General features: G+C 59.8%; 14 protein-coding genes. 7 read left to right on the top strand and 7 right to left on the bottom strand.

Annotated features, from left to right (window positions below):
- The first annotated feature begins 104 nt into the window (after nt 1-104).
- Nucleotides 105-986: a LysR substrate-binding domain-containing protein gene (locus tag ACIONG_RS12435; RefSeq protein ID WP_401299679.1), complete on the top strand. Its 882-nt coding sequence runs from the start codon at nt 105-107 to the stop codon at nt 984-986.
- 122 nt (nt 987-1108) lie between these two features.
- Here ACIONG_RS12435 and ACIONG_RS12430 read toward each other — a convergent pair whose 3' ends face one another.
- Both ACIONG_RS12430 and ACIONG_RS12425 read right to left on the bottom strand, forming a co-directional pair.
- Nucleotides 1109-1723 carry an NAD(P)-dependent oxidoreductase gene (locus ACIONG_RS12430; RefSeq protein WP_401299676.1) on the bottom strand — a complete coding sequence of 205 codons (615 nt, stop codon included), beginning with the start codon at nt 1721-1723 and terminating at the stop codon, nt 1109-1111.
- A gap of 45 nt (nt 1724-1768) precedes the next feature.
- A complete protein-coding gene (locus tag ACIONG_RS12425) occupies nt 1769-2647 on the bottom strand; it encodes an MBL fold metallo-hydrolase (RefSeq protein WP_103305522.1) in 879 nt (292 codons plus the stop codon).
- 114 nt (nt 2648-2761) lie between these two features.
- Between ACIONG_RS12425 and ACIONG_RS12420 the strand changes: the two genes are divergently transcribed.
- Nucleotides 2762-3667, top strand: coding sequence for a LysR family transcriptional regulator (locus ACIONG_RS12420; protein WP_218276682.1), 906 nt, complete (start codon nt 2762-2764; stop codon nt 3665-3667).
- Between the two features lie 220 nt (nt 3668-3887).
- Nucleotides 3888-4064, top strand: coding sequence for a hypothetical protein (locus tag ACIONG_RS12415; protein WP_007912636.1), 177 nt, complete (start codon nt 3888-3890; stop codon nt 4062-4064).
- Between the two features lie 133 nt (nt 4065-4197).
- On the opposite strand, the gene ACIONG_RS12410 is transcribed toward ACIONG_RS12415, so the two are convergent.
- Nucleotides 4198-5082, bottom strand: coding sequence for a helix-turn-helix domain-containing protein (locus ACIONG_RS12410; protein WP_103305520.1), 885 nt, complete (start codon nt 5080-5082; stop codon nt 4198-4200).
- Nucleotides 5083-5260: 178 nt separating this feature from the next.
- Between ACIONG_RS12410 and pobA the strand changes: the two genes are divergently transcribed.
- Together pobA and ACIONG_RS12400 are read left to right on the top strand one after the other, a co-directional pair.
- Nucleotides 5261-6454: a 4-hydroxybenzoate 3-monooxygenase gene (pobA, locus tag ACIONG_RS12405; RefSeq protein ID WP_401299671.1), complete on the top strand. Its 1194-nt coding sequence runs from the start codon at nt 5261-5263 to the stop codon at nt 6452-6454.
- A 79-nt stretch (nt 6455-6533) separates the two neighbouring features.
- The gene (locus ACIONG_RS12400) at nt 6534-8051 is read left to right on the top strand and encodes an MDR family MFS transporter (RefSeq protein ID WP_401299668.1); all 1518 of its coding nucleotides are present in this window, start codon (nt 6534-6536) and stop codon (nt 8049-8051) included.
- 121 nt (nt 8052-8172) lie between these two features.
- Here ACIONG_RS12400 and ACIONG_RS12395 read toward each other — a convergent pair whose 3' ends face one another.
- The 4 genes from ACIONG_RS12395 to ACIONG_RS12380 form a co-directional block, all read right to left on the bottom strand.
- Nucleotides 8173-9021 carry a cache domain-containing protein gene (locus ACIONG_RS12395; protein ID WP_103305517.1) on the bottom strand — a complete coding sequence of 283 codons (849 nt, stop codon included), beginning with the start codon at nt 9019-9021 and terminating at the stop codon, nt 8173-8175.
- A 242-nt stretch (nt 9022-9263) separates the two neighbouring features.
- Nucleotides 9264-10118 carry an ATPase gene (locus ACIONG_RS12390; RefSeq protein WP_213026444.1) on the bottom strand — a complete coding sequence of 285 codons (855 nt, stop codon included), beginning with the start codon at nt 10116-10118 and terminating at the stop codon, nt 9264-9266.
- 126 nt (nt 10119-10244) lie between these two features.
- Nucleotides 10245-11237: an NAD(P)-dependent oxidoreductase gene (locus ACIONG_RS12385; protein WP_103305515.1), complete on the bottom strand. Its 993-nt coding sequence runs from the start codon at nt 11235-11237 to the stop codon at nt 10245-10247.
- Nucleotides 11238-11334: 97 nt separating this feature from the next.
- Nucleotides 11335-12234, bottom strand: a complete 900-nt coding sequence (locus ACIONG_RS12380; protein ID WP_401299663.1) for a LysR family transcriptional regulator ArgP — start codon at nt 12232-12234, stop codon at nt 11335-11337.
- A 96-nt stretch (nt 12235-12330) separates the two neighbouring features.
- Between ACIONG_RS12380 and ACIONG_RS12375 the strand changes: the two genes are divergently transcribed.
- Nucleotides 12331-12732, top strand: coding sequence for an ACT domain-containing protein (locus ACIONG_RS12375; RefSeq protein WP_213026446.1), 402 nt, complete (start codon nt 12331-12333; stop codon nt 12730-12732).
- Between the two features lie 5 nt (nt 12733-12737).
- Entirely contained in the window at nt 12738-13340 is a 603-nt protein-coding gene (locus tag ACIONG_RS12370; protein ID WP_401299658.1) for a LysE/ArgO family amino acid transporter, read from the top strand.
- Nucleotides 13341-13481 lie beyond the last annotated feature (141 nt).

The raw sequence follows: 13481 nt of genomic DNA, 5'->3' as shown, positions 1-13481 counted from the left end.
CTACAAAGGGCCCTTCAATGGGCTCATTGAACGGTGGGCAGGTAGCCGCAACAATCGATTAAAAGTCATACTAGCCATGTCCTCACGTCATACCTTGGATCCACATGAAACGACTGCCACCCCTGCCCGCCCTGCATACGTTTCTGATCACCGCGCAGTGCTGCAACTTCACCCGGGCCGCCGAGCAGTTGCACATCACCCAAGGCGCGGTGAGCCGGCAGATTGCCGGGCTGGAAGATCATCTGGGGTATGAGCTGTTCATTCGCCTGGCCCGAGGTCTGGAACTGACGGCCGAAGGACGCGAATGGCTGCCACGGGTGGAGAAGGTGTTCGGCCTGATCAGCGAAGCCACCGAGCAGATCGGCCTCAAACGCGAAACCCTGCAACTCAAGGCGCCGAGCTGTGTGATGCGCTGGCTGGTGCCGCGCCTGCTGCAGTGGCAGAAAGAGCGCCCGGATGTGCCGGTCAAGCTGACCACCACACTGGCGCATGGCGTCGACTTTCAACGCGAGCAATTCGATGCGGCGGTGATTTATGGAACGCCACCGGATAACTCGGCGACCGCGCTGCATCTGTTCGATGAACAACTGACCCCGGTCTGTTCACCGGCATTGTTGAAAGGCCCGCCAGCGTTGTCCGAGCTGGCCGATCTGCAACAGCACTTGTTGCTACATCCGACTGCCGACACGAAGGACTGGAAGGTGTGGCTGACGGCGGCGGAGTTGCAGCTCAATAACGTGAACATGGGCCAGCATTTCGAGACGCTGGATCAAGCGATGTCGATGGCGTCGCACGGGACGGGAGTGGCGATCGGCGACTGGTCGTTGATCGGCGATGACTTGCGTGCCGGACGACTGGTGATGCCGTTTGAGTTGAAGGTGAAGACGGGGCTGGCGTATTTCGTGGTGCTGCCACACGCCACGGAACCGTCGCCGCAGCTGGAGGAATTGATGATCTGGTTGGTGGAGCAGGCGCATACCCGCTGAAACACCATATTCCCCTGTAGGAGTGAGCCTGCTCGCGATAGCGGTGAGTCAGTGCCATTTACTTCGACTGACACACCGCTATCGCGAGCAGGCTCACTCCTACAATTAGAACGTGCGGAGCATCAATATCCGACAGTAAACCGCTGGCGTGAATGCTTCGGCGTTTCCACTTCGTCGATCAGCGCAATCGCGTAATCAGCAAAGGTAATCCAGCTACGCCCCTCGGCACTCACCAGCAGATGATCCTGGCCGACACGGAAACTCCCCGTGCGCTCACCTTCAACAAACTCCGCCGAGGGCGACAGGAAGGTCCAGTCCAGCTCCTGCTCCTGACGCAACGCCTCAAGAAACGCCGCACCCGCACTGGCCTCTGCTTTGTACTCCGCCGGGAAGCCTGCGCTGTCGATCACCCGTGTGTCATCCGGCAACAACAGTGAACCGGCACCGCCGACCACCAACAGACGCTTCACCTCCGCCTGTTTCACCGGCCCGACAATCGCGCTGGCCGGCACCGTGGCGAAGTGCGCGGCGCTAATCACGACATCGTGCCCGGCAACGGCATCTTGCAGCGCCGCCGCATCCAGCACATCGACATTCTTGCTGACCACACCGGCGCGGGCGCCGATCTTCGAAGTATCGCGGGCGATAGCAGTAACGCTATGGCCGCGACGCAGGGCTTCTTCCAGCAGTTGGCTACCGGCACGGCCGGTGGCACCAATGATTGCGATCTTGCTCATGACATTCTCCAGTTGGCTTGAGAGTGCTGCGTTTTCAGATTCGGCTTACCACTGCATTTCGCCCTTGGCGACTTTCGCGCTCAGCTCCAGCGAGCTCTCCTCGCCCAGTGTCGGGTAGCGCTTTTTCATTGCCGCGATCAGCGCAGCGGAGTCTTTGGCCTTGGCCGTTTCCTGATCGAAAGCCTTAATGTAGTCGGCGGTGAATTTCACGCTGGCCAGCGAGCGGCTGCTTTCACCCAGGTAATGCCCCGGCACCACGGTTTTCGGCTTGAGGGTTTCGATCGAGTGCAGGGTTTGCAGCCAGTCGGCGTGGGATTGCGCGGTCTGGGTATCGGCCATCCAGACATGGATGTTCTCGGCGACAACCACGCCACCGACCACAGCCTTGAGCGATGGAATCCACACGAAGCTGCGATCCGGTTGTTTGCCGTCAAGGCCGACCACCTGCAATTTCTGCCCTTCGAGCATCAGGCTGTCGCCCTTGAGCACGCCCGGCACGATGGTTTTCGCTGGCACGTCGGCGCCCATTTTCGGACCCCAGAACGCCAGTTTGCCTGCGACGGTTTTGGTGATGTGATCCACGGTCGGTTGCGAGGCCAGTACCTTGGCGTCGGGGAAGGCTTTGGTCAGGGTGTCGAGGCCGAAGTAGTAGTCCGGATCACCGTGGCTGATGTAAATGGTGGTCAGGTGCTTACCGCTGGCGCGGATCTTTTCCACCACTTGCTCGGCCTGGGATTTGCCGAATTGCGCATCGACGAGGATCGCGTCTTTTGCGCCGCTGACCAGTACCGAGGTCACCGGAAAGATGGCGTTGGTGCCCGGGTTGTAGACATCCAGGGTCAGGTTGGCAGCGGCGGCATGCGCGGCAAAGCCAAGGGAAGCGGTGGCGAGTAGAACGCGTTTGAGTGTGGTGAAACCGATCATCTGTTGCTCCGGTGTCCGAATGCCATGTCTGGCGATGGGACAGAGCTTAGTTGCCTGACTCAGTACAAAAAATGCGATGCTTGAACATAGTTTGTTTCTGAAAGCGGGCAAATCATGGATCGTCTCCAAGCAATGCGGGTGTTTGTCACGGTGGTGGACCTGGGCAGCCAGTCGGCGGCGGCCGATCATCTGGATCTCTCACGCCCGGTGGTGTCGCGTTATCTGGCGGAGCTGGAGGACTGGGTCGGCGCGCGTCTGATGCACCGCACCACGCGCAAATTGAGCCTGACTGCCGCCGGCAGTGAAATCCTGCCGCGTTGCCGACAGATGATTGAACTGTCGACCGATATGCAGGCCGCCGTCAGCGAACCCCACGATGCGCCGCGCGGACTCCTGCGGATCAGCGTCAGCACCTCGTTCGGCCAGGCGCAACTGGCCGATGCGATGGCGGCTTACGTCAAGCGCCAGCCAGGCGTGAGTATCGACATGCAAATGCTCGATCGAACGGTGAATCTGGTGGATGAGCGGATCGACCTGGCGATCCGCACCAGTAATGATCTGGACCCGAACCTGATCGCCCGGCGCCTGACCGTGTGCCGCTCGGTGGTGTGCGCCTCCCCGGCCTATCTGCGAGAGCATCCGGCGCCGCAGCGAGTTGAAGAACTGAGCCGGCACAATTGCCTGACTCACTCGTATTTCGGCAAAAGCCTGTGGCATTTCGAAGAGGATGGTGAACCGGTTTCGGTGCCGGTGCAGGGCAATATCAGCGCCAACGAGGCCAGCACCTTGTTGCGCGCGACGCTGGCCGGCGCGGGCGTGGCGATGCTGCCGACGTATCAGGCCGGGGTGCATATTCATTCAGGAGAGTTGATTCGCTTGCTGCCGCAGGCTGAGCCGCGTCAGATGAACATCTATGCGGTCTATGCCTCGCGCAAGCACATGCCGGCGGCGCTGCGCAGCATGCTGGATTTTCTGGTAGAGCGCTTTCCAGAGCATCCGCAATGGGACGTTGATCTGTAAATCCGATCCCCTGTAGGAGTGAGCCTGCTCGCGATAGCGGTGTGTCCGTCGGATAGAGGTTACCTGACACTCCGCTATCGCGAGCAGGCTCACTCCTACAGGGGGGCTATCAGCGTGCTGAATGGCCGGTTACAAGCTCAAGCACACTCGCTGGCAACTCCCCACCGCTGACCTATGCTGAAAGTAATACCGCAGGGTATGTCGTTCAGAGGTCTACGCCATGAACATCAAAACAAGAAGGTACGTCGCGATTTTCATCACCTGCGCCGCCACGCTGGCGCTGTACGGCACCGCCGCCTGGCGGGTCGAACAGCTGCGACAGCTGCCGCGCGAGTATGCAAGCTGCAACTTCGAGCGCTGCATTCCGCACAATGCCACGCTGAACGCATTGCGCTGAGGCTGAGGCTGACTCATTACCTGTGGGAGCTGGCTTGCCAGCGATTGCGGTCTGACATTCACCATTGAAGGTGACTGGGCCACCGCTATCGCTGGCAAGCCAGCTTTCACAGGTTTTTGTGGTGGTTATGAAATTACTGCTCGGCCTTCAGCCGGTCGCGGAAAGCCTTCGGTGATATCCCCACCCTGCGCCGGAACAGGCGCGTGAAGTTGGTCGGATCGGAAAACCCCAGCAATTCCGACATTTCGTAAATCGTCATGCTGGTGTACGTCAGCAAGCGCTTGGCTTCCAGCAGCTGACGCTCGTGCATGATCTGCAACGCCGGTTGCCCCGCCAGTTCACGGCAGGTGCCGTTGAGGTGCGACACCGAAATCCCCAGCCGATGCGCGAGATCCTCGACCTTCACATGCTGGCGATAAGTCTCTTCCACCAGTTGAATAAACCCATTGAGGTACTCGCGCTGGCGCTGTGGTCGCTGGCTGGCGTTATGGCGCACGATGGCCTGACGACTGACCCAGACCATGATCACACTGACCAGCGAATGCATGAGCATTTCCCGCGCCGGTTGATGGCCGTTGTACTCGGCCTGCAACGCCGTAAACAGGCTGTTCAAGTAATCGCCGTCCTTGCCCGCCGGATAGCTTTCGGCTCGGGCCAGCGCATGCACGGCATCACCCAGTTGCGCCTGCAGGTGATTGATCAGCGGCGTTGCCAGCGTGACGACGAACCCTTCGACGTCTTCGGAAAAACGAAAGCCATGCACCGACAGCGGTGGCAGGACTTGAATTGCAGGCGTGTGCAGTTGTGTGCGCTGGCCTTCGATCTCAAGCTCTGCCTGACCTTTGAAAACGAAGAGCAGCTGACACAGATCAGCATGGCGGTGGGGTTTGATTTCCCATTGATGTTCGCGACTGCGTGAGGAAATGGTTTCACAGTGCAGCAAGTCAGGGGTCGGCCAGTCCAGGCTTTCACCGTAGAGCTTGAACACCGGAATCGAAGGCAGCTCGGGCTTGTTCATCACTTCAATCCAGGCCTCTTGTCTTGCGGGCGATAATCGCACCGATTGGCAGAATGTACAGGTATCGGCTCAGTTTTCACCTTCAATTGACAGACCCGCAAGGGAAAAATGCAAGCACTCGATCCATAAAAAATATTCACCGGCCCTGGTCGCGTGAAGCTTGCGAGCCATAAAAACAATGAAAACGCTGAAAACCCAAGTCGCCATCATTGGCGCCGGCCCGTCCGGATTACTCCTCGGCCAGTTGCTGCACAACGCTGGCATCGACACCCTCATCCTCGAACGTCAGACCCCCGATTATGTCCTCGGCCGAATCCGTGCCGGCGTGCTTGAACAGGGCATGGTAGAGCTGTTGCGTCAGGCAGGCGTGGGTCAGCGGATGGACGCCGAAGGACTGGTGCATGGCGGTTTCGATCTGGCGCTGGACGGGCGTCAGGTACACATCGATCTGCAGGCATTGACCGGCGGCAAGACCGTGATGATCTACGGCCAGACCGAAGTCACCCGCGACCTCATGGCCGCTCGTCGGGAGGCTGGAGCGCTGTCGTTTTATGAAGTGAGCAATGTCGTTCCCCACGGCATGAAAAGCGACGAAGCCTTTGTCACGTTTGAAAGGAACGGTGAAACCTGGCGCGTCGATTGCGATTACATCGCCGGTTGCGACGGCTTCCATGGCGTCGCTCGGCAGTCGATTCCTGATGACTGCCTGAAGGTCTTCGAGCGGGTTTATCCGTTTGGCTGGCTGGGGATTCTGGCCGACACCCCGCCGATGCATGACGAGTTGGTCTATGCCCGCCACGAACGCGGCTTCGCCCTGTGCAGCATGCGTTCGGCGGTTCGCACCCGTTACTACCTACAAGTGCCTGCGGATGAAAACGTAGACGACTGGAGTGATCAGCGCTTCTGGGATGAGCTGAAAACGCGCCTGCCTGCGGAGCTGGCGGAGAAACTGGTCACCGGCCCGTCCATCGAAAAAAGCATCGCGCCGCTGCGCAGTTTTGTCGTCGAGCCGATGCAGTACGGACGGATGTTTCTGGTCGGTGACGCGGCGCATATCGTCCCTCCCACCGGCGCCAAGGGTTTGAATCTGGCCGCCAGCGACGTCAGCACGTTGTTCAATATTCTATTGAGGACTTACCGCGACGGTCGCACCGATCTGCTGGAGAAATACTCCGAGATCTGCCTGCGCCGGGTGTGGAAAGCCGAGCGGTTTTCCTGGTGGATGACCTCGATGCTGCATCGCTTCGATGACCACGATGCGTTCAGCCAACGCATCAGTGCCTCGGAACTGGACTACTTTGTCAGTTCAGAAGCGGGCCGAAAAACCATTGCAGAAAATTACGTCGGACTTCCTTATGAGGCTATCGAATAGCCTGCTACCGACTTACACTGGCGAGCACTTACCCGCTCGCCCTCGCCTTGCGGGTCAATCAATGCCCGCAGGTTCGCCCGTGACCAATCTCAATCACCCCGAAACGCCCAAACCGGCCATTCGCAGCGTGCTGGTCGCGCTGATGATGGCGATCTTTCTTGGCGCGCTGGACCAGACCATCGTCGCCGTATCGATGCCGGCCATTTCCGCTCAGTTCAAAGACGTCAACCTGCTGGCCTGGGTGATTTCCGGGTACATGGTGGCAATGACTGTGGCGGTGCCGATCTACGGCAAGCTCGGCGATTTGTACGGGCGACGCAAACTGATGCTGTTCGGTATGGGCCTGTTCACCCTCGCCTCGCTGTTCTGTGGCATGGCCCAGAACATGGAGCAACTGGTGCTGGCGCGGATCCTTCAGGGCATCGGCGCCGGCGGGATGATTTCGGTGAGTCAGGCGATCATCGGCGACATCGTGCCGCCGCGCGAACGCGGGCGCTATCAGGGTTACTTCAGCAGCATGTATGCAATGGCGAGCGTTGCCGGCCCGGTGCTGGGCGGCTACATGACCGAATACCTGTCGTGGCGCTGGGTGTTCCTGATCAACTTGCCGCTGGGCCTCGGCGCCTGGTGGGTCGCCCATCGCAATCTGCGCGGGCTGCCGATTCCCAATCGTAAACCGATCATCGATTACCTCGGCACCGTGCTGATGATCATCGGCCTGACCGCGTTGTTGCTCGGCATCACCGAGGTCGGTCAGGGCCACTTGTGGCGCAGCAGCGAAGTGCTTGGGCTGTTCGCTTGCGCGGTAGTGGTGTTGGCGATTTTTGTCTGGCATGAACGGCGTGCGCGCGAACCGTTGCTGCCGATGCACCTGTTCGCCAATCGCAATGCCTTGCTGTGCTGGTGCACGATTTTCTTCACCAGTTTCCAGGCGATTTCGCTGATCGTGCTGATGCCATTGCGCTTTCAAACGGTCACCGGCGCAGGCGCCGACAGTGCTGCATTGCATTTGCTGCCGTTGGCCATGGGCCTGCCGATCGGTGCTTTTTTCGCCGGGCGTCGCACCTCGGTGACCGGCCGTTACAAACCACAGATTCTGACCGGCGCGATCCTGATGCCGATCTCGATTCTCGGCATGGCCTTCAGTCCGCCCGAAGCAACCTTGATGAGCGGTCTGTTCATGCTGCTCAGCGGCATCGCCAGTGGCATGCAGTTCCCGACTTCACTGGTCGGCACGCAGAACTCGGTGGAACAGCGCGACATCGGTGTGGCGACGAGCACCACCAACCTCTTCCGCTCACTGGGCGGCGCGGTGGGCGTGGCATTGATGTCGGCGCTGTTGCTGGCGTTGTTGCAGGATTCGAGTTTCGCCCATCTGGCGAGCAGTTCGCTGATCAACGAAGGCCATTCCGGCAATGTGCTGCTGGATGGTTTGAATGCCGCGCCGGGAGAGGCGCAAAACGCCTTGCGCGCAGAGCTGGCGGTAACGTTCCGGCATTTGCTGTGGGTCAGTGCGGCGGTGTCGCTGCTGGGCCTGGCGGCGGCGATTGCGATGCCGAACAACCTGCTGCGCGGCCGCGAACACGGCGCCAAATAAAACAAGCACCACGAAACTCTGTAGGAGTGAGCCTGCTCGCGATGAGGGCGTGTCATACAACAATGACGTCGACTGACACACCCTCATCGCGAGCAGGCTCACTCCTACAAGGGCCGATCATTCACGGACTGTAGTAACCCACCGCCACCAGGAAATGCCCGACCTTCTTCAGGTAGGCATGCTTGTCCTCGATCTTGCCGGTGACCGGGTTCTTCCAGCGGTATTCGTATTCGCCGTCATCTTGTTTGGCGATCAGCGCCAGAATCGGCTCGCCCACCGGTTTGCCTTCCGGGTCCTTGATCTTGCTGAAGTCGGTGTTGATCAGGCGCAGATTGGTGCCGTGGGCGACGTAGCGCTGGGTATCGAGATCCACGACAAACACGTACAGGTCGTCCTGCAAGTAGCCGCCCTTGAGCGAGTTGATTGCCGTCAGCGTGCCTTTCTCGTTTTTGCCCAGGTCAGTGGCGGCTTTGTCGAGCAGCGCTTTGGCTTGCTCGGCCGAGGCTCGTGGCAGGTAATAACCGACGGCGAGAATCCGCTGGCCGATGCGCTGATAAAACACATGCTTGCGTTCGACCTTGCCGTCGGCCCAGTTCTGCCAGCGGTATTCGGCCTGTTGAATGCCGTTACCTTCAGGCACTTTCAGGGCGTCCTTGAATGCTTTCTGCAAATCCGCCGGCAGCACTTCGCTGACGTCGCGGCCAATCAAGGCTGACGATGGCCCGCCGCTCGCGAGCATCACGCCTTTGGTGTCGACCACGAACACGTAGCGATCCTTGTCGACGAATTCGCCCTGGCGGCTGAACGCGGCGAGCGCCTTGTCACCGTTGTCGTGGTAATAGGCCAGCGCTTTTTCCAGCAGGGCGATGGCGGCCTTGCTGTCATCCTTTTCCGTTGTCGCCGCGTTGACCTGGCCGAAACACATCAGCAGCACCGCGCCGACCCAGGCCAGCTTATGCAAAAACCCCATGACGCATCCCTCGTTCCTGTTGGTGTTTCAAGAGCGTAGACGGGTTGGGGTTATAAGGAAGTTGAACTTGAATCCAGAGTTTTCTGCGGCCTCTGTGGCGAGGGAGCTTGCTCCCGCTCGGCTGCGCAGCAGTCGTAAACCCTGCTAACTCGGTTCACCTGCAAGAATGCAGGGGAGTGCTTCGCACTCCAGCGGGAGCAAGCTCCCTCGCCACAGAGGCCCACTCGACATAAGATCGGCGCTTATGGCCGGGCATTTATCTGCTGTTGCAAGTTCTGGATCTGCGCCTGAAGCGTATTGATGTTGCGGGTCATCTGAGCGCGAAAAGCGTCGAATTCGGCGGTGTTGCCGCCACCCTGCGGCGCTGCCGGGCGGTTGTCCTGTTCGCTTTTGAGGACGACGATTTCCTGCTCAAGACGATCAATCGCCGCGCTCGGATTGCCCTGCTTCTTCAATGCCGCGATGTCCGCGCCAAGGCTCTTGAACTGGGCATCGAAGCCCTTGAGCTGCGCATCGACCTTGCTGGTATCAGCCGGCGTACTTTTCACCGTCGCCAGTTCTGCGCCAAGGGCTTTGACCTGTGCCTGCAATTGGGTATTGGCGTTCTGCAGCTCGGTGGTCTGCGCGGTCATCTGCGCCAGACGTTTGTCCAGATCGCTGGCCTGACCGGCCACGCCTTGCTGCTGCTTGCTCTGATCGAGCAACTTGCCTTCCAGCTGCTTGATCTGCAGCTTCAAGGCTTCGCTATCGCTGGTGACATTGCTCTGGCTGGCCACGACCTTGCCGGAAATGTCTTGCAGGCGCCCCGCCGCTTCCTCACTGATGCGCGCGAAACTTTCCTGGGTCGCCACCAGTTGCTGTTCCATCAGCGAAATCTGCTGGAAGCTCCACCAGGCCAGACCGATGAACGCAAAGAACAGCGCGCCAACCAGCGCCCACAACGGCCCGGTGCTAGCGGCCTTGACCTTGACCACAGGCGGCGTGCGCGAGTGCACGGAGGTGCGGCTGGTGGTCGGAATGTCATCGTCGTCGAAGGTGTCAGCACGTAAGCTCGGAACATCATCGAAATCGTCGTGGGCATCATTACGCATGGACATTGAGGCAACCTTTGTGAAACGCGGTGATGGCTAAATGCTGCGAAGTATAACCGCCGCAGCCGCAGGGATTGACCCTCAACCTGCGATGCGGTTCATTGCCGGCCGGCCGAATCGTTGCAATGCGTTTCAGCGAATGTCCTGAGCCTTCCACCAGCCACAGAACTCGTCGAGGGCCGTCCACAGGCTGACTTTCGGATCGTAGTCCAGATAATGCCGGGCACGACTGATGTCGAGGGTGAAATTTTTTTTCATCACTTGCATGCCCAAACGCGACAGGGTTGGCTCCGGACGCCCGGGCCAGAGCTTGCACGCACCTTCGTTTAGCGCCGCGACGCTATAGGCCAGCCCATAGGAACGGTACTTGGTGACCTGCGGGACTTCCATTTTGCGCATCACGTAATTGACCACATCCCACAACGGCACAGGTGCGCCGTTGCTGATGTTGTAAGCCTTGCCGAGCGCGGAACCGGCGGCCAGCAGACTGCTGAGCATGGCTTCGTTGAGGTTGTGTACGCTGGTGAAATCGACCTTGTTCAACCCGTTGCCAATGATTGCCAGACGCCCCTTGCGCTGCATGTTGAGCAGACGCGGGAAGATGCTCATGTCGCCGGCACCGGTGACGAAGCGCGGACGCAGCGCGATGGTTTCCAGACCGAATTCCTGCGCGCCGAAGACCTTTTGCTCGGCCAGATATTTGGTCGCGGCATAGTGATGCTTGAAGCGCTTGGGCACTTGCTCTTCGGTCAGGTTGAAGTGGTCACGGCCATCGAAGTAGATCGACGGCGACGACAAGTGCACAAGACGCCGCACTCGCTGCTTCAGGCAAGCCTCGACAACGTTTTCGGTGACCTGCACGTTGCCCTGATGGAAGTCTTGATAACGGCCCCACAAGCCAACTGCGCCCGCGCAGTGCACCACGGCTTCGACGTCGGCGCAGAGTTCGCGCACCAGGTCCGGATCCGTCAGGTCGCCGGAGACAAATTCGGCGCCACGGCGCACCAGATGTTCAACACTTTCGGCCCGGCGACCGTTGACCCGTACGTCCAGGCCCTGCTCCAGGGCGAAACGCGCAAAGCGTCCGCCAATGAAGCCGCTTGCGCCGGTGACCAGAATTTTCATGTAAAACTCCAACAGAAAAGCAGCCTCAAGCATCAAGCTTGCAGCTGCAAGTTTAAAACAGTGCGCAGCGCTGAACTTGCCGCTTGCAGCTTGACGCTCATAGCTGTTTCCAAGGCACCAGCCATCGTGCTGAAGACCGCACCAACTGCTCGGTCAACAAGCCCAGCAACTGACCGCCGTTGCGCCAATGATGCCAGTACAAAGGCACGTCGATCGTTTTATCTGGCAACAACTCGCGCAACGCCCCGCGCTGCAACTGCTCGTGCACTTGCAGTTCCGGCACCAGGCCCCAGCCGAGTCCGGCCTCGGTCAGGCGGATGAAGCCTTCGGAGGACGGGCATAAATGGTGCTCGAATCCGCCGTCGACACCCAGTGATGCGAGGTACCGATGCTGGAGGAAATCGTCCGGGCCGAATACCAGCGCCGGCGTACGCGGTAACTGCTCGGCACGCACGCCATCGGGAAAATGCCGTTCGATAAAAGCCGGACTGGCCAACGCCCGATAGCGCATCGCGCCAAGCAAAACGCTACGGGCGCCCGCCACCGGGCGCTCACTGGCACACAGACACGCCGCCACTTCACCAGCGCGCATGCGCTTGAGGCCAACGGTCTGGTCCTCGACGATCAGATCCAGCAACAAATGTTGTTCGGCACAGAAATCGCCCACCGCCTCGGCCCACCAAGTGGCGAGGCTGTCGGCATTGAGGGCAATGCGCAGGCGTTCCGGCAATCCTTCTTCGTCCAATGCCGGCACGAGGGTTTGCAGATCGCGCTCAAGCAGGCGCACCTGTTGAACGTGGTTGAGCAGGCGCCGGCCAATGTCCGTCGGCGACGGTGGCGTGCCGCGCACCAGCACCGGTTGGCCGACCCGCGCTTCCAGCAGTTTGATCCGCTGCGAGATCGCCGATTGCGACAGGCCCAGCACCTGCGCGGCACGTTCGAATCCGGCCTGCTCGACCACGGCGGCCAGAGCGGAAAGCAATTTGTAGTCGAACATCAGTTTTCCTAATGAGCGATCAGCACTATTGGTTTTTCTTATACCGCGTTGAGCCGGAGAATAGCCAGCAAGCACTCTTTATCAAGGACTACCCCAATGGCTGGCGAAACCTCACTCAGCACTTTGCTGCGCAGCATGAGTCCGCAGCTCAATGCCGGCGAATACGTGTTCTGCACCCTGCGCGACGGGCGGATGCCCAATGATCTGGAGATTGTTGGCAGTTTTCGCGAACAGGAAGGCCTGACAGTGATTCTCGAACGTTCCCACGCTGAAAAGGCCGGTTTCAGTTTCGACTACGTCGCCGCGTGGATCACGCTGAACGTGCATTCGGCGCTGGAAGCCGTCGGTCTGACGGCGGCGTTCGCCACCGCACTGGGCAAGGCCGGGATCAGTTGCAACGTGATCGCCGGTTACTACCACGACCATTTATTTGTCGGTCAGGCCGACGCCGAACGCGCCATGCAAGTGCTGCGTGATCTCGCAGCCAACGCGGAGTAACCGTTATGTGGCAAAGCTATATGAATGGTCTGTTAGTGGCGCTCGGGTTGATCATGGCGATCGGCACCCAGAACGCGTTTGTCCTGGCGCAAAGTCTGCGGCGTGAGCATCACTTGCCGGTCGCTGCGCTGTGTGTGGCCTGCGATGCGTTGCTCGTGGCCGCCGGGGTGTTCGGCCTGGCGACCGTACTGGCGCAGAACCCGACCTTACTCGCGGTCGCACGTTGGGGTGGCGCGGTGTTCCTGATCTGGTACGGCAGCCAGGCGCTGCGCCGGGCGTGCTCGAAACAGAGTATGGATCAGGGCGAGAACCAGACCGTGCGCTCATTGCGGGCAGTGATGCTCAGTGCGCTGGCAGTGACACTGCTCAATCCGCACGTTTATCTGGATACGGTTTTGCTGATCGGCTCGCTCGGCGCCCAGCAATCGGTGCCGGGCGCTTATGTGGTGGGCGCGGCGAGTGCGTCGCTGGTGTGGTTTTTCACCCTGGCGCTGGGCGCGGCATGGCTGGCTCCGTGGCTGGCTCGGCCGAGTACCTGGCGGATTCTTGATCTGGTGGTCGCACTGATGATGTTCACAGTGGCGGGTCAGTTGATATTGGCATCGTGATTTATTCCAAACAGCTCTGGAACCTCTATCCCACACAGTTGTTGCGTGGTTAAGCCGCAACCCCGGTGCTATGATCCGAACCCTGCGCCGCAAAGAGTAAAAACTCGCCGGTGCATTTCTGGCCGCCCGTGATCGGCCTTG

The sequence above is a fragment of the Pseudomonas sp. NPDC087817 genome, assembly GCF_044742875.1.
Classification (GTDB): domain Bacteria; phylum Pseudomonadota; class Gammaproteobacteria; order Pseudomonadales; family Pseudomonadaceae; genus Aquipseudomonas.
This window is presented reverse-complemented; position numbering and strand designations above follow the sequence as displayed.